General features: G+C 65.4%; 19 protein-coding genes. All 19 read left to right on the forward strand.

From position 1 onward, the window contains the following. Positions 1-154 precede the first annotated feature (154 nt). The 19 genes from rpsB (at position 155) to carB (ending at position 20,659) form a co-directional block, all read left to right on the forward strand. Positions 155-910: a 30S ribosomal protein S2 gene (gene rpsB, locus QFZ47_RS25010; protein ID WP_307658197.1), complete on the forward strand. Its 756-nt coding sequence runs from the start codon at positions 155-157 to the stop codon at positions 908-910. An 81-nt stretch (positions 911-991) separates the two neighbouring features. Beyond that, positions 992-1,915 (forward strand): translation elongation factor Ts, encoded by a 924-nt coding sequence (gene tsf / locus QFZ47_RS25015; protein ID WP_307658198.1) that lies wholly within the window; start codon positions 992-994, stop codon positions 1,913-1,915. 102 nt (positions 1,916-2,017) lie between these two features. Further along, positions 2,018-2,740, forward strand: coding sequence for a UMP kinase (gene pyrH, locus QFZ47_RS25020; protein WP_307658199.1), 723 nt, complete (start codon positions 2,018-2,020; stop codon positions 2,738-2,740). A 13-nt stretch (positions 2,741-2,753) separates the two neighbouring features. Beyond that, positions 2,754-3,323 (forward strand): ribosome recycling factor, encoded by a 570-nt coding sequence (gene frr / locus QFZ47_RS25025; protein ID WP_307658200.1) that lies wholly within the window; start codon positions 2,754-2,756, stop codon positions 3,321-3,323. Between the two features lie 8 nt (positions 3,324-3,331). Then, positions 3,332-4,075, forward strand: coding sequence for a polyprenyl diphosphate synthase (gene uppS, locus QFZ47_RS25030; RefSeq protein ID WP_307658201.1), 744 nt, complete (start codon positions 3,332-3,334; stop codon positions 4,073-4,075). Between the two features lie 36 nt (positions 4,076-4,111). After that, the gene (locus tag QFZ47_RS25035; protein ID WP_307658202.1) at positions 4,112-4,957 is read left to right on the forward strand and encodes a phosphatidate cytidylyltransferase; all 846 of its coding nucleotides are present in this window, start codon (positions 4,112-4,114) and stop codon (positions 4,955-4,957) included. Further along, complete coding sequence (gene ispC, locus QFZ47_RS25040) at positions 4,954-6,141, forward strand: 1-deoxy-D-xylulose-5-phosphate reductoisomerase (RefSeq protein ID WP_307658203.1); 1,188 nt, start codon at positions 4,954-4,956, stop codon at positions 6,139-6,141. Before QFZ47_RS25035 ends, ispC begins: the two co-directional genes overlap by 4 nt. Before the next feature lie 24 nt (positions 6,142-6,165). After that, positions 6,166-7,536 carry an RIP metalloprotease RseP gene (gene rseP, locus QFZ47_RS25045; protein WP_307658204.1) on the forward strand — a complete coding sequence of 457 codons (1,371 nt, stop codon included), beginning with the start codon at positions 6,166-6,168 and terminating at the stop codon, positions 7,534-7,536. Between the two features lie 38 nt (positions 7,537-7,574). Beyond that, positions 7,575-10,010, forward strand: a complete 2,436-nt coding sequence (gene bamA / locus QFZ47_RS25050; protein WP_307658205.1) for an outer membrane protein assembly factor BamA — start codon at positions 7,575-7,577, stop codon at positions 10,008-10,010. Beyond that, positions 10,011-10,553 carry an OmpH/Skp family outer membrane protein gene (locus tag QFZ47_RS25055; protein ID WP_307658206.1) on the forward strand — a complete coding sequence of 181 codons (543 nt, stop codon included), beginning with the start codon at positions 10,011-10,013 and terminating at the stop codon, positions 10,551-10,553. A gap of 14 nt (positions 10,554-10,567) precedes the next feature. Continuing rightward, the gene (gene lpxD / locus QFZ47_RS25060) at positions 10,568-11,545 is read left to right on the forward strand and encodes a UDP-3-O-(3-hydroxymyristoyl)glucosamine N-acyltransferase (RefSeq protein WP_307658207.1); all 978 of its coding nucleotides are present in this window, start codon (positions 10,568-10,570) and stop codon (positions 11,543-11,545) included. A gap of 5 nt (positions 11,546-11,550) precedes the next feature. Beyond that, positions 11,551-12,018 carry a 3-hydroxyacyl-ACP dehydratase FabZ gene (gene fabZ / locus QFZ47_RS25065; RefSeq protein ID WP_307658208.1) on the forward strand — a complete coding sequence of 156 codons (468 nt, stop codon included), beginning with the start codon at positions 11,551-11,553 and terminating at the stop codon, positions 12,016-12,018. Between the two features lie 23 nt (positions 12,019-12,041). Continuing rightward, positions 12,042-12,830 carry an acyl-ACP--UDP-N-acetylglucosamine O-acyltransferase gene (gene lpxA, locus QFZ47_RS25070; RefSeq protein WP_307658209.1) on the forward strand — a complete coding sequence of 263 codons (789 nt, stop codon included), beginning with the start codon at positions 12,042-12,044 and terminating at the stop codon, positions 12,828-12,830. Between the two features lie 13 nt (positions 12,831-12,843). Continuing rightward, positions 12,844-13,992, forward strand: coding sequence for a lipid-A-disaccharide synthase (lpxB, locus tag QFZ47_RS25075; RefSeq protein WP_307658210.1), 1,149 nt, complete (start codon positions 12,844-12,846; stop codon positions 13,990-13,992). Beyond that, a complete protein-coding gene (rnhB, locus tag QFZ47_RS25080; RefSeq protein WP_307658211.1) occupies positions 13,964-14,698 on the forward strand; it encodes a ribonuclease HII in 735 nt (244 codons plus the stop codon). The genes lpxB and rnhB overlap by 29 nt, the downstream gene beginning before the upstream one ends. Then, complete coding sequence (locus QFZ47_RS25085; protein WP_307658212.1) at positions 14,695-15,489, forward strand: TrmH family RNA methyltransferase; 795 nt, start codon at positions 14,695-14,697, stop codon at positions 15,487-15,489. The genes rnhB and QFZ47_RS25085 overlap by 4 nt, the downstream gene beginning before the upstream one ends. A gap of 197 nt (positions 15,490-15,686) precedes the next feature. Next, on the forward strand, positions 15,687-16,856 hold the full coding sequence (gene carA, locus QFZ47_RS25090; protein ID WP_307658213.1) for a glutamine-hydrolyzing carbamoyl-phosphate synthase small subunit: 1,170 nt from the start codon (positions 15,687-15,689) through the stop codon (positions 16,854-16,856). Next, positions 16,849-17,406, forward strand: coding sequence for an ORF6N domain-containing protein (locus QFZ47_RS25095; RefSeq protein WP_307658214.1), 558 nt, complete (start codon positions 16,849-16,851; stop codon positions 17,404-17,406). Before carA ends, QFZ47_RS25095 begins: the two co-directional genes overlap by 8 nt. 1 nt (position 17,407) lies before the next feature. Beyond that, positions 17,408-20,659 carry a carbamoyl-phosphate synthase large subunit gene (carB, locus tag QFZ47_RS25100; protein ID WP_307658215.1) on the forward strand — a complete coding sequence of 1,084 codons (3,252 nt, stop codon included), beginning with the start codon at positions 17,408-17,410 and terminating at the stop codon, positions 20,657-20,659. The last annotated feature ends 8 nt before the right edge of the window (positions 20,660-20,667 follow it).

A 20,667-nucleotide genomic window follows, 5' to 3' on the forward strand; every position in this document is an offset into this window, starting at 1 on the left:
TGCTATACTCTTTGGGTTTCGCTGAACATGCAACGGCTCTCGTCGCACCCAGCCAAACACATCCGCAAACCGGCCCAATCAAGGTGTTGCGATCCCCTTCGAAAGGGGCGCAAAACGGGCTGGATTTTAGACCCAACCTTTGGAGTAATTTTCAATGTCCACCACCATGCGCGAAATGCTGGAAGCCGGTGTCCACTTCGGACACCAAACCCGCTTCTGGAACCCCAAGATGGCTCCGTACATCTTCGGCCATCGCAACAAGATTCACATCATCAACCTGGAAAAGTCGCTCCCGATGTTCCAGGACGCGATGAAGTACGCCAAGCAGCTCACTGCCAACCGCGGCACGATCCTGATGGTCGGCACCAAGCGCCAGGCCCGTGAAATCGTGGCCGCCGAAGCCCGCCGCGCCGGCGTGCCTTTCGTCGACACCCGCTGGCTCGGCGGCATGCTGACCAACTTCAAGACCGTCAAGACCTCGATCAAGCGCCTGAAGGACATGAAGGCCCAGCAGGAAGCCGGCCTCGACAGCCTGAGCAAGAAGGAGCAGCTCACCTTCTCGCGCGAAATCGCGAAGCTCGAAAAGGACATCGGCGGCATCCAGGACATGGCTGCGCTGCCCGACGCCATCTTCGTGATCGACGTGGGCTTCCACAAGATCGCCGTGGCCGAAGCCAAGAAGCTCGGTATTCCGCTGATCGGCGTGGTCGACTCCAACCACTCGCCCGAAGGCATCGACTACGTGATCCCGGGCAACGACGACTCGTCGAAGGCCGTCATGCTGTACGCACGCGGCATCGCCGACGCGATCATCGAAGGCCGCAACAGCGCCACCGGTGATGTGGTCAAGGCCATCGCCGAAGGCAGCGGCGACGAATTCGTCGAAGTCGAAGAGGGCGCCTCGGCCTGATCGAGTGCTCTCACGCGCCTGAAGAAGGGGCTTTGGTGCCCCTTTTTTTTAATCTGATTTTTTGGACACGGAGATAGAACAATGGCTGCAATCACCGCAAGCATGGTCGGCGAACTGCGCGCAAAGACCGACGCGCCGATGATGGAATGCAAGAAGGCCCTGACCGAGGCCGACGGCAACATGGAAAAGGCCGAAGAGCTGCTGCGCATCAAGCTCGGCAACAAGGCCGGCAAGGCATCGGGCCGCATCACCGCCGAAGGCGTGGTCACGGCGTTTGTCGAAGGCTCGGCCGGCGGCATGATCGAGATCAACTGCGAAACCGACTTCGTCACCAAGAACGACAGCTTCCTGGCCCTGGCCAACGCTGCCGCCATGCTGGTCGCCAAGCACAACCCCGCCGACATCGCTGCGCTGGGCGCGCTGCCCTACGAGCAGGACGGCTTCGGCCCCACGCTCGAGGACGTGCGCAAGGGCCTGATCGGCAAGATCGGCGAGAACATGAGCTTCCGCCGCTTCAAGCACTTTGCCGGCAACGGCAAGCTGGCTTCGTACCTGCACGGCACGCGCATCGGCGTGATGGTCGAGTTCGAGGGTGACGACACTTCGGCCAAGGACGTCGCGATGCACATCGCCGCCATGAAGCCGGTCGCCATCTCGGCCGCCGACGTGCCCGCCGACCTGATCGAAAAAGAGCGCGCCGTGGCCGCTGGCAAGGCCGAGGAAGACCGCAAGACGGCCGAAGCCGAAGGCAAGAAGACGCAGCCTGCCGACATCGTTGCCAAGCGCATCGAAGGCGGCGTGCAGAAGTACCTCAAGGAGGTCTCGCTGCACAACCAGCCGTTCGTGAAGAACGACAAGCAGACCGTCGAGCAGATGCTCAAGGCCGCCGACACCAGCATCAAGGGCTTCACCCTGTACGTGGTCGGCGAAGGCATCGAAAAGAAGATCGACGACTTCGCCGCCGAAGTTGCAGCCCAGGTGGCTGCCGCCAAGGCCGCCGTGTAAAAACTGTTACGCCCCAAAGCGACGGCGCGCGCGTGTGTGCCGCCGCTTTTTCACCGCCTCGTTCTACACTCGCCCCCGCCAACCCAAGTAAGGAAATTGCCCATGTCTGATCCCCGCCCAGCCCACAAGCGAATCTTGTTGAAGCTGTCGGGGGAGGCGTTGATGGGAGACGATGCCTTTGGTATTAATCGTGCGACCATCGTTCGCATGGTCGAAGAGGTGGCGGAAGTGGTGAACATGGGCGTGGAAGTCGCCGTGGTGATCGGCGGCGGCAACATCTTCCGCGGCGTCGCGGGAGGCTCGGTCGGCATGGACCGCGCCACGGCCGACTACATGGGCATGCTGGCCACCGTCATGAACTCGCTGGCCTTGGCCGACGCCATGAACAAGCAGGGGCTGATCGCGCGCGTCATGTCTGCCATCGCCATCGAGCAGGTGGTCGAGCCCTACGTGCGGCCCAAGGCGCTGCAGTACCTCGAAGAAGGCAAGGTCGTGGTGTTTGCCGCGGGCACGGGCAATCCGTTCTTCACCACCGACACGGCCGCCGCGCTGCGCGGGGCCGAGATCGGCGCCGAGCTGGTGCTCAAGGCCACCAAGGTCGACGGCGTCTATTCGGCCGATCCGAAGACCCATCCCGATGCAACGCGCTATTCGTCGCTCACTTTCGACGAGGCGATTGCCAAGAATCTCGGCATCATGGACGCCACGGCCTTTGCGCTGTGCCGCGACCAGAAGCTGCCGATCAAGGTGTTCTCGATCTTCAAGAACGGCGCGCTCAAGCGCGTCGTCATGGGCGAGGACGAAGGCACGCTGGTGCATGCCTGAGGAGTAATTTGAGATGACGACCCCCACCATTGCAGAAATCCGCAGCGCGACCGACGCGAAGATGAACCAGTCGCTCGCTGCGTTCCAGAACAACCTCACCAAGATCCGTACCGGCCGGGCCAACTCCGCGCTGCTCGACTCGATCCACGTGGACTACTACGGCTCGCAGGTTCCGCTGAGCCAGGTGGCCAACGTGTCGGTGCTCGACTCGCGCACGATCAGCGTTCAGCCCTGGGAGAAGGGCATGGGCGCCAAGATCGAGAAGGCCATCCGCGAAAGCGACCTGGGGCTGAATCCGGCATCGATGGGCGACCTGATCCGCGTGCCGCTTCCCGCGATGAGCGAGGAGCGCCGCAAGGAAATGACCAAGCTGGTCCGCAACGAAGGCGAAACCGCCAAGATCGCCACGCGCAGCCTGCGCCGCGATGCGAACGAGTCGGTCAAGAAGCTGGTCAAGGAAAAGCTCGCCTCCGAGGACGACCAGAAGCGCGCCGAAGCCGAAATCCAGAAGGTCACGGACCGCCATATCGCGGAAATCGATCGCCTGGTCGCGGCCAAGGAAGCGGAGATCATGGCCGTTTGAGGCTGCGCATGGCCTCTTCTTCGCTGCAGATTCCCCACCACATTGCCATCGTCATGGATGGCAACGGACGCTGGGCCACGCGGCGATTCCTGCCTCGCGTGGCGGGACACAAGCAGGGCGTCGAGTCGCTCAGGCGCTGCGTCAAGGCGTGTGTCGATCGCGGCGTGGGCATTCTCACGGTCTTCGCGTTTTCGTCGGAGAACTGGAACCGTCCGCCCGAAGAGGTTTCGGGGCTGATGGAAATCATGGTGGGCGCACTCGCACGCGAGGTGCCCAAGCTGAGCCGTGACGGGGTGCAGCTGCATTTCGTCGGCGAGCGCGCAGGCCTCTCCAAGAAAATGGTGCAAGGCCTGGTCGACGCCGAGACCGCCACCGCACAGAACACCAAGCTGATCCTGAACGTCTGCTTCAACTACGGCGGCCGGTGGGACATTGCCCGCGCCGCGGCCAAGCTGGCCGAGCAGGGCGAGGCGCTCACCGAAGCGAATCTCGACCGCGCCATGGCCCTGGCGCACGTGCCCGACCCCGACCTTCTCATTCGCACCGGTGGCGAGCAGCGCCTGTCGAACTTCCTGCTGTGGCAGAGCGCGTATGCGGAACTCTTCTTCAGCGACAAGCTTTGGCCCGAGTTCGACCAGGCCGAGCTGGATGCGGGAATCGCCGCGTTTCAGGCGCGCGAGCGCCGTTTCGGCAAGACCTCCGCGCAGATCACCGCCGGCAGCGGCTCCGCACCCGATCGCCAGTTGGCCTGAGGGCCTCACGGCCCGACCCTCCAGCCGCCCAGCCGCATGCTCAAACAACGCATCCTCACGGCCATCGTCCTGTTGGCGATCCTGCTCCCGGCGCTCTTCTACCCCTCCCACGTTCCCTTTGCCTGCGTGATGCTGGTGTTGATCGGCGCAGGGGCATGGGAGTGGGGCCGCCTCAACGGCTATGGCCAGCGGCTGTCGGTCTTCCTCGGCCTGGAGACGGTGGCGCTGTGCGCGCTTTCGTGGTGGCTCGGCCTGCTTGATCGGTCGCTGCTGCTCATGTGGCTGCTGGCCAGTGCGGCCTGGGTGCTCGGCGGAGCCGCGCTGCTGCGCGTGGCCGTGCCGGGCTGGCCCCGCATTCCACGCGGGCTGCGGCTGGTCGGCGGGCTGCTGGTGCTCTGGGTGGCGTGGCTAGCGGCCGTACAGGCACGCATGGTCGGCATCAACTTCCTGCTCTCGATTCTCGTGCTGGTCTGGGTGGCGGACGTTTTCGCCTATTTCTCGGGCCGCGCCTTCGGCCTCAAGTTCACGCGCGGCAAGCTCGCGCCCGCCATCAGCCCCGGCAAGAGCTGGGAAGGCGTGTGGGGTGGCATGGCGGGCGTGGTGGTGCTGGCCTTTGCCTGGGTGTGGGCCGACAGGGCTGCCGGCGCGACGGTGGCAAGCCTCTACACCCGGCTGCACGAGCGCGGCTGGTGGCTGCTGCTTGTGGGTGTGGTGTTTCTCGCCGCGATGAGCGTGGTTGGCGACCTGGTCGAATCGCTGATCAAGCGCAGCGCCGGCGCCAAGGACAGCAGCAGCCTGCTGCCGGGCCATGGGGGCGTGCTCGACCGCGTGGATGCCCTCTTGCCGGCACTTCCCATTGCAATGATGCTGGCCTTCTTGTGAACACACCCAAACAACGCATCACGGTGCTGGGATCGACCGGATCGGTCGGCGTCAGCACGCTCGATGTCATTTCGCGGCACCCGGAGCGCTTCGAGGTCTTCGCGCTTTCCGCATCGACCAAGGTCGATGAAATGCTGGCGCAATGCGCGCGGTTTTCGCCGCGCTATGCGGTCATGGCGAGCGCGCCGCATGCGGCGCTGCTGGCGGAAAAGATTGAGCAGAACAATCTCGGCACCAAGGTATTGAGTGGTGACGATGCTATCGAAAGAATAGCGTCCCACGAAGAGGTCGACGCCGTCATGGCCGCCATCGTCGGTGCGGCGGGCCTGGGGCCCTGCCTGGCTGCGGCGCGTGCCGGCAAGCGGCTCCTGCTGGCCAACAAGGAGGCGCTGGTGGTCGGCGGCGAGTTGTTCATGCGCACCGTGCGCGAGGGCGGTGCCACGCTGCTGCCGATCGACAGCGAGCATTCGGCCATTTTCCAGTCGCTGCCGGAAGACCCGTCGACCTGGCCGCGGCGCATCGACAAGATCATTCTCACGGCATCGGGCGGCCCGTTCCGCACGCGCGCGCCCGGCACACTGGGCACGGTCACGCCCGAGCAGGCCTGCGCGCATCCGAACTGGGTCATGGGCCGCAAGATCTCGGTCGACTCCGCCACCATGATGAACAAGGCGCTCGAGGTGATCGAGGCGCGCCATCTGTTCGGCGTCCTGCCCGAACAGATCGAGGTGGTCATCCATCCCCAGAGCGTGGTGCATTCGATGGTCCAGTTCACCGATGCATCGGTCATTGCCCAGCTCGGAACGCCCGACATGCGGGTGCCGATTGCCGTCGGCCTGGCCTGGCCCGAGCGCATCGAGAGCGGCGCCGCGCGCCTCGACTTCCGCCAGATGGCGTCGCTGAGCTTCGATGCGCCCGACGCGGCGCTGTTCCCGGGACTGGGCCTGGCCTGGCATGCGCTGCGTGCGGCGCCCGGAACCACGGCGGTCCTCAATGCTGCCAACGAAGTCGCGGTCGAGGCCTTTCTTGATCGGCGACTGCGCTTCGACCGCATTCATGCGGTCAACATGGAAACTTTGGAAGCTGTCAGTCCCTCCAAGCCCACATCGCTGGCCGACCTGCTGGCGCTCGACGCCAGTGCCCGGGCGGCCGCCAATGCCGCGGCCCTGCGCTTCGCGGCCTGACACTCCCGCCAACAGAGGATCCGGATGCTCACCGTTATTGCTTTCGTGGTTGCACTCGGCGTCCTGATTGCCGTGCACGAATACGGCCACTACCGCGTCGCCGTCGCTTGCGGGGTCAAAGTGCTGCGGTTCTCGGTCGGCTTCGGCAAGACGCTGTACCGCTGGCAGCCCAGGCGCCAGCACCCGGGCCAGGAAACCGAGTTCGTCATTGGCGCGTTTCCCTTCGGCGGCTACGTCAAGATGCTTGACGAGCGCGAGGGGCCGGTGGCGCCGGAAGATCGGCACCGCGCCTTCAACACGCAGCCGCTGCGGTCTCGCGCGGCCATCGTCGCTGCCGGACCCATTGCCAACCTGCTGCTTGCCGTGGTGCTCTACACGGCCGTCAACTGGATCGGGGTCGAGGAGCCCGTCGCCAAGCTGGCGCGTCCGGTGGCGGCGTCGCTCGCGGAAGCGGCGGGGCTGCGCGGCGGCGAGCACATCACGCGCGCCGGCTTCGAGGGCGACCTGGAGCCCGTGCAGTCGTTCGAGGACCTTCGCTGGCGAATGACGCGCGGCGCGCTCGATGGCCGGGACCTGACGCTCGAAGTGGCGGGCGAGGGTGGCCGGCCCGGCCGGCAGGTCGTGCTGCCGCTGAGCCTCATGGAGGCCAAGGACGCCGACCCGCAGATGTTTCGCAAGATCGGCGTGATCGCACCGCTGACGCGGCCCGAGATCGGCCAGGTGATGGCCGGCAGCGCGGCAGAGCGCTCGGGCCTTCGCAGCGGCGACGTGGTCCGCAGCGTCGGCAATGCGCCCATCTTCGATGGCCAGCAGCTGCGCGAGGTGATCCGGACCTCGATCGATGGCGACCAGCCGCGCCAGCAGACCTGGCAGGTGCAGCGCGGCAGCCAATTGATCGAACTCGAAGTCAGGCCCGAACTGCGCGAGGAGGGCGCCGTGAAGGTCGGCCGCATCGGCGCCTATGTCGGTGCGCCGCCCGAAATGGTGATGGTGCGGCAAGGCCCCGTCGACGGCGTCTGGCGCGGCATCGTGCGCACCTGGGAGGTGTCGGCGCTGACCGTCCGCATGATGGGCAAGATGGTGATCGGCGAAGCCTCGCTCAAGAATCTGAGCGGGCCGCTCACGATTGCAGACTATGCGGGCAAGTCCGCGAGCCTCGGGCTGACCCAGTACCTCGTGTTCCTTGCACTGATCAGCGTGAGCCTTGGCGTGCTCAATCTCATGCCGCTGCCGGTCCTCGATGGAGGACACCTGATGTATTATCTTTGGGAGGGCCTGACCGGCAAGCGCGTCTCTGACGCCTGGATGGAACGGCTTCAGCGCGGCGGTGTCGCTTTGCTGCTGGTCATGATGTCGGTTGCACTCTTCAACGACGTCACGCGGCTCTTTGGTTAACTTTCTGCCGGCCCTTTCCGCGCCGGCCCATTTCACAGATGAACACAAACTTCAGTCGCTTTCGCCTGCGTAGCGTTGCCGCGGTAGTGGCCAGCGCGCTGGCGGCCACGGCAGCCTGGGCCGTCGAGCCCTTCACGGTGCGTGACATTCGCGTCGAGGGCTTGCAACGCGTCGAGCCCGGCACGATCTTCGCATCGCTGCCGCTGCGTGTAGGCGATACCTACAGCGATGAGCGCGGCTCGGCCGCCATCCGCGCGCTGTTCGACCTGGGGTTGTTCAAGGACGTGCGCATCGACGTCAACGGCAACGTGCTGGTGGTGATCGTCGAAGAGCGTCCCACCATTGCCGATGTCGATTTCGTCGGCACCAAGGAGTTCGACAAGGCCGCGCTCCAGAAGGCATTGCGCGAAGTGGGCCTGGCCGATGGCCGCCCCTACGACAAGGCCCTGGCCGACCGTGCCGAGCAGGAGCTCAAGCGCCAGTACGTGAGCCGCAGCCTCTACAACGCGCAAGTCGTGACCACGGTCACGCCCATCGAGCGCAACCGCGTCAATCTCACGTTCACCGTCACCGAGGGCGATTCCGCGCGCATTCGCGAGGTGCGCGTGATCGGCAACAAGGCATTCAGCGAATCGACGCTGCTGAGCCTGTTCGACCAGGACAGCGGCGGCTTCATGAGCTGGTACACCAAGTCCAACCAGTACTCGCGCTCCAAGCTCAACGCGGACCTGGAAACGCTTCGTTCGTACTACATCACGCGCGGCTATCTCGAGTTCCGCATCGATTCGACCCAGGTCGCCATCTCGCCGGACCGCCAGGACCTGTCGGTGACCGTCAACATCACCGAAGGGGAGAAGTTCGTGGTGGCCGGTGTCAAGCTCGACGGCAACTATCTCGGCCGCGACGAGGAATTCAAGTCGCTCGTGACCATCAAGCCCGGCGAGCCCTACAACGGCGAGCAGGTCACCGAAACCACCAAGGCCTTCACCGACTACTTCGGCACCTTCGGCTATGCGTTCGCGCGCGTGCAGGCACGCCCGGAAATCGACCGCGTCAACAACCGGGTGACGCTGACCCTGCAGGCCGAACCCTCGCGCCGCGTCTACGTGCGCCGTGTGGCCGTGGGCGGCAACGCCAAGACGCGCGACGAAGTCATCCGGCGCGAGTTCCGCCAGTTCGAGGCCTCCTGGTACGACGGCGACAAGATCAAGCTCTCGCGCGACCGCGTGGACCGCCTCGGCTTCTTCACCGAAGTGAATGTCGAAACCCAGGAGATCCCGGGCTCGCCCGACCAGGTCGACCTGGTCATCAACGTGGCGGAAAAGCCCACCGGCAGCCTGCAGCTTGGCGCGGGCTACTCCAGCGCGGAAAAGGTGGCTCTGACCTTCGGCATCTCGCAGGAGAACGTCTTCGGTTCGGGCAACTTCCTGGGAGTGCAGGTCAACACCAGCAAGTACAACCGCACGCTGTCCGTGACCACCACCGATCCGTATTTCACGAAGGACGGCATCTCGCGCACGATCAGCCTCTATCACACGACCACGCGACCGTATTCGACCAACATCGACGGCGACTACAAACTGGTCAACCAGGGCGCTTCGATCCGCTTTGGCGTGCCGTTCAGCGAAGTCGACACGGTCTTCTTCGGCGTCGGGCTCGAGCGCTACGCGTTCGAGCCGAACACATCGACTTCTTTCTCGGGACTCTTCACGCCGAATTCGTATCTTCGCTATTTCCAGTGCCAGAGGGATGCGACCGGCTTGTTCGTGACCGAGTGCGACCGGAAGAGCGTGTGGGGCATCCCGCTGACCATCGGCTGGGGGCGCGACAGCCGCGACAGCGCGCTGGTTCCGACCACCGGGCGCCTGCAGCGCGCCAACCTGGAGTTGGGCGTCGCCGGCGAAATGAAGTATTTCAAGACGAACTACCAATACCAGCAGTTCTTCGCGATCAACAAGCAATACACCTTTGCGATCAACGCTGACTTGGGTTATGCCAAGCCGCTCGGCGGCAAGGACTACCCGATCTTCAAGAACTTCTATGCCGGTGGCCTGGGTTCCATCCGCGGCTTCGAGCAGAACTCGCTCGGTCCGCGCGATAAGCCGCTGTTCCTGCAGACCGAAGGCGCCGCACTGGGCGGCACCAAGAAGGCCGTCTTCAACGCCGAGCTCAGCACGCCGTTCCCTGGTGCGGGCAACGACCGCACCCTGCGCCTGTACGGCTTCTTCGACGTCGGCAACGTATTCGGTTCGCGCGCCCCCGGCGTGAGCGACGAGCAGTACAAGGCCGACAAGAAGCTGCGCGCCTCGGTGGGCCTCGGGGTCAGCTGGATCTCGCCGCTGGGCCCGCTGCGCCTTGCCTACGCCTTCCCCATCAAGTCCCAAAAGGAAGTGCTGGATCCGAATACCGGCTTCATCCTGATCCCGAAGGATAGAATCCAGCGCTTGCAATTCCAGATCGGAACGTCTTTCTAAATGAAGCATTTGATTCGTGCCGCCGCCGGCGCGTTGTTGATCCCCGTTTTCGCGCTGGCTGCAACACCTGCTGTCCAGGCGCAGGAAAGCTTTCGCATCGGCTTCGTGAATCCGGACCGCGTGCTGCGCGAGGCGCAGCCGGCCAAGGCGGCTCAAGCCAAGCTCGAGGCCGAATTCCTCAAGCGCGAAAAGGATCTCACGGCGCAGGGCGAAGCACTGAAGACGGCCTCCGAGCGGTTCGAGCGCGAAGCCACAACCCTTTCCGAAAGCCAGCGTACCGCACGCCAGCGCGCGCTGGTCGACCAGGACCGCGATTTCCAGCGCCGCCGCCGCGAGTTCCAGGAAGATCTCAATGCGCGCAAGAACGAAGAGCTCCAGCAGGTCTACGAACGTGCCAACCGCGTCGTGAAGCAGGTGGCCGAGGCTGAAAAGTACGATGCCATCCTGCAGGAAGCGATCTACATCAATCCCAAGCATGACATCACGGACAAGGTGATCAAGGCCTTGAACGCCTCGACCACTGCTCCTTCGGCCGGCAAATAACGCCGCGAATCGGCGTGGGACTGCAGCTCGGAGCCATTGTCAGCGCCCTTGGGGGCGAGCTTCACGGGGACCCGGTGCTGTCCATCGAACGGCTTGCGCCGCTCCAGAATGCACAGCCTGATGCGCTCAGTTTCCTGAGCCATCCCAAATACCAGCAGGAACTGGCGGCCTCCAAGGCCGCCTGCGTGATCGTTGCGCCGGCCATGCGCGAGGCCGCGGCCGCGCGCGGGGCGTTCATCGTCGCGGCCGATCCCTACCTTTATTTCGCGCGCCTCACGCAATTGTGGAAGGCGCATCACGCGCGGCCCGAGGCCGACCGCATCCATCCCTCCGCGGTGATCCATCCCGAGGCCCTGGTGGACGCCACGGTGCGCATCGGCGCCCTGTGCGTGGTGGAGCGGGGCGCGCGCATCGGCGCCGGCACGGTCCTCAAGTCGCGCGTGACGGTCAGCGAAGACTGTGTGGTCGGCGAGCGCTGCCTGCTGCATCCGGGCGTGGTGATTGGTGCCGACGGCTTCGGCCTGGCGCCGCACGAGGGCGCGTGGGTCAAGATCGAGCAGCTGGGCGCGGTGCGCATCGGCAACGATGTCGAGATCGGTGCCAATACCTGCATCGACCGCGGCGCGCTCGACGACACCGTCATCGAGGACGGCGTCAAGCTCGACAACCTGATCCAGATCGGCCACAACGTGCGCATCGGCAAGCACACGGCCATGGCCGGCTGCGTCGGCGTGGCGGGCAGCGCCATCATCGGCGCGCATTGCACCTTTGGCGGCGGCGCGATCGTGCTGGGCCATCTCACGGTGGCGGACGGGGTTCATGTGTCCGCTGCGACCGTGGTTACCCGCTCGATCCACAAGGCCGGCCAGTACACCGGCATGTTCCCCATCGACGACAATGCCAGCTGGGAAAAGAACGCGGCAACGCTCAAGCAGTTGCACAGCCTGCGCGAACGACTCAAGGCGCTGGAAAAAGCCCCTCAGAAAAAGTGAAGACGATGCAGGAACAGAACATCATGACGACGACGCTCGATATCCATCAAATCCTCAAGCTGCTGCCCCACCGCTACCCGTTCCTGCTGGTGGATCGCGTGCTGGACATGGAAAAGGGCAAGCGCATCACGGCGCTCAAGAACGTGACGATGAACGAGCCCTTCTTCAACGGCCACTTCCCCCACCGTCCGGTGATGCCAGGCGTGCTCATGCTCGAAGCCATGGCGCAGGCGGCAGCGCTGCTGTCGTTTCATTCGCTCGACATCGTGCCCGACGACAACACGGTCTATTACTTTGCAGCCATCGACGGCGCGCGCTTCAAGCGCCCCGTGGAGCCCGGCGACCAGCTCACGCTCCAAGTCGAAATCGAGCGCATGAAAGCCGGCATCTCCAAGTTCAAGGGCCGCGCGCTGGTGGGCAGCGAGCTGGCCTGCGAGGCCACGCTGATGTGCGCCATGCGCCAGATCAACTGATCTTGCGGCAGTCACGACAAGGCATGACGCAGGTTCATCCCACAGCACTCATCGACCCGAAGGCACAGCTGGACGCCTCCGTTTCGGTCGGGCCCTACACCGTGATCGGTCCGCACGTGCGGGTCGGCGCCGGCACGGCCATCGGTGCGCATTGCGTGATCGAAGGGCGCACCACCATCGGCAGCGACAACCGGATCTTTCAGTTTTCCTCGCTCGGCGCGGTGCCGCAGGACAAGAAATACGCCGGCGAACCGACCGAACTGGTCATCGGCGACCGCAACGTCATCCGCGAGTTCTGCACCTTCAACCTCGGCGTGCCGGGGGCGGGCGGCATCACGCGGGTGGGCAACGACAACTGGATCATGGCGTACACGCACATCGCGCACGACTGCCATGTCGACGACCACACTACGCTGGCCAACAACACCACGCTGGCCGGCCACGTGCACCTGGCCGACTGGGTCACGATCGGCGGGCTGACGGGCATCCACCAGTTCGTCTCGGTCGGCGCCCATGCCATGGTCGGCTTTGCCAGCGCCGTGTCGCAGGACGTGCCCCCCTTCATGCTGGTCGACGGCAATCCGCTCGCGGTGCGTGGCTTCAACGTCGTAGGGCTGCGCCGCCGCGATTTTTCGGCACCTCGCCTGGCCGCGGTGAAGCAGATGCACCGCCTGCTGTACCGGCAGGGCAAGACGCTCGAAGAGGCGCGCGCCGGCATCGCCGCGCTGGCTGCCGAAACGCCGGAAGCAGCCGAGGACGTGGCGCTCATGGAGCGCTTCCTGGCCCGGTCGACGCGCGGCATCGCGCGTTGAAGTAACAGGCACCATGGGCAAGGACGAACAGCGGCGGTTCGCGCTGGTCGCGGGGGAGGCTTCCGGCGACCTGCTCGCGGGCCTTCTTCTCGACGGCCTGCAGGCGCGCTGGCCGTCGCTCCAGACCGTGGGCATCGGCGGGCCCCGCATGCTTGCGCACGGGCTGCAGAGCTGGTGGCCGCAGGAAAAGCTCGCGGTGCGTGGCTACATCGAGGTTCTGCGCCACTATGCCGAAATCGCCGGCATTCGGCGCCAACTCAAGGCGCGGCTGCTGCGCGAATGGCCCGAACTCTTCATCGGCGTCGACGCTCCCGATTTCAACCTCGACCTCGAAGCCGGCCTGCGCGGCCGCGGCATGAAGACCGTGCATTTCGTCTGCCCGTCGATCTGGGCTTGGCGCGCCGACCGCATCGAAAAGATCCGGGCTGCGGCCGACCACGTGCTGTGCATCTTCCCGTTCGAGCCGGCACTGCTGGCCGAGCACGGCGTGCAGGGCAGCTACGTCGGCCATCCGCTGGCCAACGTGATCCCCATGGCGCCTGACCGCGTTGCAGCACGCACGGCCCTCGGCCTTGCGCCGGATGCACAGGTCGTGGCTCTGCTTCCCGGCAGCCGCCGTTCGGAAGTGCGCTACCTTGCCGCCCGGTTTTTTGCCGCCGCGGCGCAGATGCTGAAGGCACGGCCGGCACTCAGGTTCGTCGCGCCCATCCTGCCGGGGTTGCGCGTCGAAGTCGAGGCGCTGCTACAGGCCAGCGGCGCGGCCGGGCGGGTACAGCTGCTCGACGGCCAATCGCATGCCGCATTGGCCGCCTGCGACGTGACCCTGATCGCCAGTGGCACCGCCACGCTCGAGGCTGCGTTGTTCAAGCGGCCGATGGTCATCGCGTACAACATGAACGCGCTGTCATGGCGCCTGATGCAGCGCAAGCAGCTCCAGCCCTGGGTCGGCCTGCCCAACATCCTGTCGCGCGAATTCGTGGTGCCCGAGCTGCTGCAGGAGGCCGCCACGCCCGAGGCGCTGGCCGCTGCCACGCTGGCCTGGCTCGATGCGCCCGAGAAAACGCAGGCGCTGCAACAAAAATTTTCAGAGCTGCACGTGCAACTGCAGCGCGATACGCCCACACTTTGCGCCGATGCGATCCAGAAAGTTCTTGAAGGCTGAACAGGCGGCCCTGGTGTGGGACGCGCCGGGCCTCGTTGCGGGCGTCGATGAAGCGGGCCGCGGCCCGCTGGCCGGACCGGTCGTGGCGGCGGCCGTCATCCTGGACGACCTGCGCCCGATCCGCGGCCTGGCCGATTCCAAGACGTTGACGGCGCTGCAGCGTGAACGCCTGCACGACCAGATTCTTGCCAAGGCGCTGTGCTGCTCGGTGGGGCAGGCCAGCGTCGAGGAAATCGACACCCACAACATCCTGCAGGCCACGATGCTCGCGATGCGCCGTGCGGTCGAGGGCCTGCGCCTGAAGCCCGCCAAGGTGCTGGTCGACGGCAACCGCCTGCCCACGCTCGACGTGCTGGCCGAGGCCATCATCAAGGGCGATGCGCGGGTCAAGGCGATTTCCGCCGCCTCGATCCTCGCCAAGGTCCACCGCGACCGGCTGTGCGAGCAATTGCATGTCGAATTTCCGCACTACGGCTTTGCCGGCCACAAGGGCTACGGCACACCGGAGCACCTGGAGGCGCTGCAGCGCCATGGCGCATGCGTTCATCACCGCAGGTCGTTCAGCCCGGTGGCCGCGGCGCTGGCACGCACCGCGGCGGCCGATGCGGTTGCGCTGGCCGACGCCACGATGCCGGTCCCGATGCGAATCGCAACAGTCGAAACCGCGCACCTCGATCCGGGCGCCGCGCCCCGAGCCCCGGCATGACCAGCCCGACTGGCGCGAGCCACATCAGCTCGCGCGACAACCCACTGCTCAAGGACCTGCGCAAGCTGGCCCAGGACCCGGGCGCCTACCGCAGGCTCGGCCGCGTCTGGCTCGAAGGCGATCATCTTTGCCGCGCGGCGCTTGCGCGCGGCGTCCGGCCCGCCATCGCCGTCTTTTCAGAGTCGTTCTGGCCTTCGGCTCCTGCCGAGTGGGCGAATGCTGCTATCAAAACGGTAGTGGTCGACGACGATCTGTTGCGGGCGGTCAGCGGGCTGGAGTCGCCCGCACCGATGGGATTCGTGCTCGATCTGCCGGTGCGGCCGGCGTTGCTTCCCGACGCGCCGAGCGTGGTGCTCGACCGGCTGCAGGACGCCGGCAATGCCGGGTCCATCCTGCGCAGTGCGGCGGCCTTCGGTTTCAAGCAGGTGATCGCGCTCAAGGGCACCGTGGCGCTGTGGGCGCCGAAGGTGCTGCGTGCCGGCATGGGCGCGCATTTCGGGCTGCGGTTGATCGAAGGCGTGGAAGCCGATGCGCTCGACGAGCTGAAGGTGCCGCTGGTGGCCACCAGCTCCCACCGGGGCGACTGGCTGCACCAGGCGAGCCTGCCGCATCCTTGCGCATGGCTGCTGGGGCACGAAGGGCAGGGCGTCTCGCCCGCCCTGGAAGCCCGCGCCGGCCTTCACATCCGGATCGCGCAGCCTGGCGGCGAGGAGTCGCTGAACGTGGCGGCCGCGGCGGCGATCTGCCTGCACGCGAGCGGTGCGGCGGCGCTTGCCCAAGCGACTTCCTGATCTACGAATGCCGCATAGGCATGGGCCGCGAATGTTTTCCGGCCTTGCGAGCCGAGAGGGCGATGCCGCCGAGCTACAATCGGGGGCTTACTCGCAATAGCGTCGCCCGGCCGCCTTTAACGCCAAAATCCCCTTGAAGCAAGTCCGCAGGCAACGCGCCTGGGGCTCCGGGCGACCGTAACCATCCGGAGAACCCAGTGCTTTTGTCTCTCAAGGGAAGTTTCCCGCCCGCCATCCTGGCGCTCGCAGACGGCACGGTCTTTCAAGGCAATTCGATCGGAGCCGCCGGCTCCACGACCGGCGAGGTGGTGTTCAACACCGCCATGACCGGTTACCAGGAAATCCTCACCGACCCGAGTTATTGCCAGCAGATCGTGACGCTCACGTATCCGCACATCGGCAACTACGGGGTCAACGGGGAAGACATCGAAGCCGACAAGATCCACGCCGCGGGCCTGATCATCAAGGACCTGCCGCTGGTCGCGTCCAACTTCCGCAAGACCGCCACGCTGAACGAATACCTCGTGGCCGGCAAGACGGTGGCCATCGCGAACATCGACACCCGCAAGCTCACGCGCCACCTGCGCACGCATGGCGCGCAAAACGGCTGCATTCTCGGCCTGGCCGAAGGCGAAGCCGTGACGCAGGCGCTGATCGACAAGGCCATTGCGGCGGCCCAGGCCGCGCCGAATATGGCCGGGCTCGACCTGGCCAAGGTGGTGTCGGTCCAGCAGACCTACGAATGGACCGAAACCGAATGGAAGCTGGGCGCGGGCTACGGCGTTCAGATCACGCCGAAGTTCCATGTCGTGGCCTTCGACTACGGCGTCAAGAAGAACATCCTGCGCATGATCGCCCAGCGCGGCGCGCGCATCACCGTGGTGCCGGCGCAAACGCCCGCGGCCGATGTGCTCAAGCTCAAGCCCGATGGCATCTTCCTGGCCAACGGCCCGGGCGATCCGGAGCCCTGCGACTACGCCATCAGCGCGGTTAGGGAACTGATCGAAACCGGCATTCCGACCTTCGGCATCTGCCTGGGCCACCAGATCATGGCGCTGGCTTCGGGCGCCAAGACCTTCAAGATGAAGTTCGGCCACCACGGCGCGAACCATCCGGTGAAGGACCTGGACGACGGCCGCGTGAGCATCACCAGCCAGAACCACGGCTTCGCGGTCGACGAGAAATCGCTGCCGGCCAACCTGCGTGCGACCCACATCAGCCTGTTCGACAACACGCTGCAGGGCCTGGCGCGCACCGACAAGCCGGCGTTCTGCTTCCAGGGCCACCCGGAGGCCTCGCCCGGCCCGCACGACATCGGCTACCTGTTCGACCGCTTCACGGCGCTCATGGAGCAGGCACGTGGCTGATGCACCCGCGGTGCTCGATGTCTCGGTGCTCGCCGCATTGCGCGATGCCGAGGGCAAGATCTATGTGCTGCGCGGCCTCAAGGTCATGCTGGCGCAGGACCTTGCCGCGCTCTACGGCGTCGAGACCCGGGTGTTGTTGCAGGCCATGCGCCGCAACCTCGATCGTTTTCCCGCGGATTTTGCTTTCAGCCTGGAGAACCAGGACCTCGACGCTTTGAGATCACAACTTGTGATCTCAAAACCCGAAAAGCCGGGCTCGGGCGGCGCGCGCTACCGAAGCGTGGCCTTCACCGAGCAGGGCGTGGCCATGTTGTCGAGCGTGCTGCGCAGCGAACGCGCCGTGGCCGTCAACATCGAGATCATGCGCACCTTCGTCAAGCTGCGCAGCATGCTGTCGGAGCACGCCGACCTCAAGCGCAAGCTGAATGCGCTGGAACAGCGATACGACCAGAACTTTCGCGATGTATTCAACGCGATCCATCAATTGATGGATGAGCCGAAGCCGGGGGCCTACAGCGGCCGCGGCATCGGTTTCACCAAGGACAAATAAGATGCCCAAGCGCTCAGACCTCCAATCCATTCTCATCATCGGCGCCGGCCCGATCATCATCGGCCAGGCCTGCGAGTTCGATTACTCCGGCGTGCAGGCCTGCAAGGCATTGCGCGAAGAGGGCTACAAGGTCATCCTGATCAACAGCAATCCCGCGACGATCATGACCGACCCGGCCACGGCCGACGTGACCTACATCGAGCCCATCACCTGGCAGACGGTCGAGAAGATCATCGCCAAGGAACGCCCCGATGCGATCCTGCCGACCATGGGCGGCCAGACCGCGCTCAACTGCGCGCTCGACCTCTGGCGCCACGGCGTGCTCGACAAGTACACGGGCGCGGCCACCAACAAGCCCGTCGAGCTGATCGGCGCCACGCCCGAAGCCATCGACAAGGCCGAGGACCGCCTGAAGTTCAAGGACGCGATGACCAAGATCGGCCTTGGCTCGGCGCGCTCGGGCATCGCGCACACGATGGACGAGGCCTGGGCCGTGCAGAAGACGCTCGGTTTCCCGACCGTGATCCGCCCCAGCTTCACGCTCGGCGGCACCGGCGGCGGCATCGCCTACAACCCCGACGAGTTCGAGACCATCTGCAAGCGCGGCATCGAAGCCTCGCCGACCAACGAGCTGCTGATCGAAGAATCGCTGCTCGGCTGGAAAGAGTACGAGATGGAAGTGGTCCGCGACAAGGCCGACAACTGCATCATCGTCTGCTCGATCGAAAACCTCGATCCGATGGGCGTGCACACCGGCGACTCGATCACCGTGGCGCCCGCGCAGACGCTTTCCGACAAGGAATACCAGATCCTGCGCAACGCCTCGCTGGCCGTGCTGCGCGAGATCGGCGTCGACACCGGTGGCTCGAACGTGCAGTTCTCCATCAACCCGAAGGACGGCCGCATGGTCGTCATCGAGATGAACCCGCGCGTCTCGCGTTCGTCGGCGCTGGCCTCCAAGGCCACGGGCTTTCCCATCGCCAAGGTCGCGGCCAAGCTGGCCGTGGGCTACACGCTCGACGAGCTGCGCAACGAGATCACCGGCGGCGCCACGCCCGCGTCGTTCGAGCCTTCGATCGACTACGTGGTCACCAAGATCCCGCGTTTCGCCTTCGAGAAGTTCCCGCAGGCCGATTCGCGCCTCACCACGCAGATGAAGTCGGTGGGCGAGGTGATGGCCATGGGCCGCACCTTCCAGGAATCGTTCCAGAAGGCGCTGCGCGGCCTCGAAGTGGGCGTGGACGGCCTGAACGAGAAGACGCAGGACCGCGAAGTGCTCGAAAAGGAACTGGGCGAGCCCGGCCCGGAGCGCATCTGGTACGTGGGCGATGCCTTCGCCATGGGCCTGAGCGTGGATGAAGTGTTCGCGCTGACCAAGATCGACCCGTGGTTCCTGGTGCAGATCGAGGAGATCGTGAAGATCGAGCTCGAACTGGAAACCAAGTCGCTGGACGACATCGACAAGGACACGCTGCTCGCGCTCAAGAAGAAGGGCTTCTCCGACCGCCGCCTGGCGCGCCAGCTGAAGACCACCGACACGGCCGTCCGCGAAAAGCGCCGCGCGCTCGGCGTGCGCCCGGTCTACAAGCGCGTGGACACCTGCGCGGCCGAGTTCGCGACCAACACGGCCTACATGTACTCGACCTACGAGGACGAGTGCGAAGCCGACCCGACGGACAAGAAGAAGATCATGGTGCTCGGCGGCGGGCCCAACCGCATCGGCCAGGGCATCGAGTTCGACTACTGCTGCGTGCATGCCGCGCTCGCGATGCGCGAGGACGGCTACGAAACCATCATGGTCAACTGCAACCCCGAGACCGTGTCCACCGACTACGACACCTCGGACCGCCTGTACTTCGAGCCGCTCACGCTCGAAGATGTGCTCGAGATCGTCGACAAGGAAAAGCCGCTCGGCGTGATCGTGCAGTACGGCGGCCAGACGCCGCTGAAGCTCGCGCTCGACCTCGAAGCCAATGGCGTGCCGATCATCGGCACCTCGCCCGACATGATCGACGCGGCCGAAGACCGCGAGCGCTTCCAGAAGCTGCTGCACGAGCTGGGCCTGCGCCAGCCGCCGAACGCCACGGCGCGCACCGAACCCGAGGCGCTCGAAAAGGCCGCGGCGCTGGGCTATCCGCTGGTGGTGCGCCCGAGCTACGTACTCGGCGGCCGCGCGATGGAAATCGTGCACGAGCAGCGCGACCTGGAGCGCTACATGCGCGAAGCGGTCAAGGTGAGCAACGACTCGCCGGTGCTGCTCGACCGCTTCCTCAACGACGCCGTCGAATGCGACGTCGACTGCATCCGCGATGCCGAAGGCGGCACGCTGATCGGTGGCGTGATGGAGCACATCGAACAGGCCGGCGTGCACTCGGGCGACTCCGCCTGTTCGCTGCCGCCCTACAGCCTGAGCGCCGAAACCATTGCCGAGCTGAAGCGCCAGAGCGCCGCCATGGCGAAGGCGCTGAACGTGGTCGGCCTGATGAATGTGCAGTTCGCCATCCAGCAGAAGGACGGCAAGGACGTCATCTACGTGCTCGAAGTGAACCCGCGCGCATCGCGCACCGTGCCCTACGTGAGCAAGGCCACCGGCATCCAGCTCGCCAAGGTGGCGGCGCGCTGCATGGCGGGCCAGTCGCTCGCGTCGCAGGGCGTGACGAAGGAAGTGACGCCGCCGTACTTCAGCGTGAAGGAAGCCGTGTTCCCGTTCGTCAAGTTCCCGGGCGTGGACACCATCCTCGGCCCCGAGATGAAGTCGACCGGCGAAGTGATGGGCGTGGGCAAGACCTTCGGCGAAGCCTTCGTGAAGTCGCAGTTGGGCGCGGGCACGCACCTGCCGAAGTCGGGCAAGGTCTTCATCTCGGTGAAGAACAACGACAAGGCGCGCGCCGTGGAAGTGGCGCGTGGCCTGGTCAAGCTGGGCTTCGAGATCATCGCGACCAAGGGCACGGCAGCCGCCATCGGCGCTGCAGGCATCGAATGCGCGACGGTGAACAAGGTGACCGAGGGCCGCCCGCACATCGTGGACATGATCAAGAACAACGAGATCGCGCTGGTCATCAACACGGTGGAAGAGCGCCGCAACGCCATCACCGATTCGCGCCAGATCCGCACCTCGGCGCTGCTGGCGCGCGTGACCACCTTCACCACGATCTTCGGCGCCGAAGCTGCGGTCGAGGGCATGGGCTTCATGGACGAGCTCGGCGTGATCTCGGTGCAGGAGATGCACGCGCAGCTGGCGGCGGTGGCCTGAGCTTGGCG

This window comes from Variovorax paradoxus, assembly GCF_030815975.1.
GTDB classification, from domain to species: domain Bacteria; phylum Pseudomonadota; class Gammaproteobacteria; order Burkholderiales; family Burkholderiaceae_C; genus Variovorax; species Variovorax paradoxus_N.

Coding starts and splice junctions, on each gene's coding strand:
- QFZ47_RS25055 (WP_307658206.1), top strand. CDS start 10,011: ATGAAGCATTTGATTCGTGCCGCCGCCGGCGCGTTGTTGATCCCCGTT.
- lpxB (WP_307658210.1), top strand. CDS start 12,844: ATGGGCAAGGACGAACAGCGGCGGTTCGCGCTGGTCGCGGGGGAGGCT.
- fabZ (WP_307658208.1), top strand. CDS start 11,551: ATGCAGGAACAGAACATCATGACGACGACGCTCGATATCCATCAAATC.
- rseP (WP_307658204.1), top strand. CDS start 6,166: ATGCTCACCGTTATTGCTTTCGTGGTTGCACTCGGCGTCCTGATTGCC.
- rnhB (WP_307658211.1), top strand. CDS start 13,964: ATGCGATCCAGAAAGTTCTTGAAGGCTGAACAGGCGGCCCTGGTGTGG.
- rpsB (WP_307658197.1), top strand. CDS start 155: ATGTCCACCACCATGCGCGAAATGCTGGAAGCCGGTGTCCACTTCGGA.
- lpxA (WP_307658209.1), top strand. CDS start 12,042: ATGACGCAGGTTCATCCCACAGCACTCATCGACCCGAAGGCACAGCTG.
- pyrH (WP_307658199.1), top strand. CDS start 2,018: ATGTCTGATCCCCGCCCAGCCCACAAGCGAATCTTGTTGAAGCTGTCG.
- uppS (WP_307658201.1), top strand. CDS start 3,332: ATGGCCTCTTCTTCGCTGCAGATTCCCCACCACATTGCCATCGTCATG.
- carB (WP_307658215.1), top strand. CDS start 17,408: ATGCCCAAGCGCTCAGACCTCCAATCCATTCTCATCATCGGCGCCGGC.
- QFZ47_RS25035 (WP_307658202.1), top strand. CDS start 4,112: ATGCTCAAACAACGCATCCTCACGGCCATCGTCCTGTTGGCGATCCTG.
- bamA (WP_307658205.1), top strand. CDS start 7,575: ATGAACACAAACTTCAGTCGCTTTCGCCTGCGTAGCGTTGCCGCGGTA.
- QFZ47_RS25085 (WP_307658212.1), top strand. CDS start 14,695: ATGACCAGCCCGACTGGCGCGAGCCACATCAGCTCGCGCGACAACCCA.
- tsf (WP_307658198.1), top strand. CDS start 992: ATGGCTGCAATCACCGCAAGCATGGTCGGCGAACTGCGCGCAAAGACC.
- frr (WP_307658200.1), top strand. CDS start 2,754: ATGACGACCCCCACCATTGCAGAAATCCGCAGCGCGACCGACGCGAAG.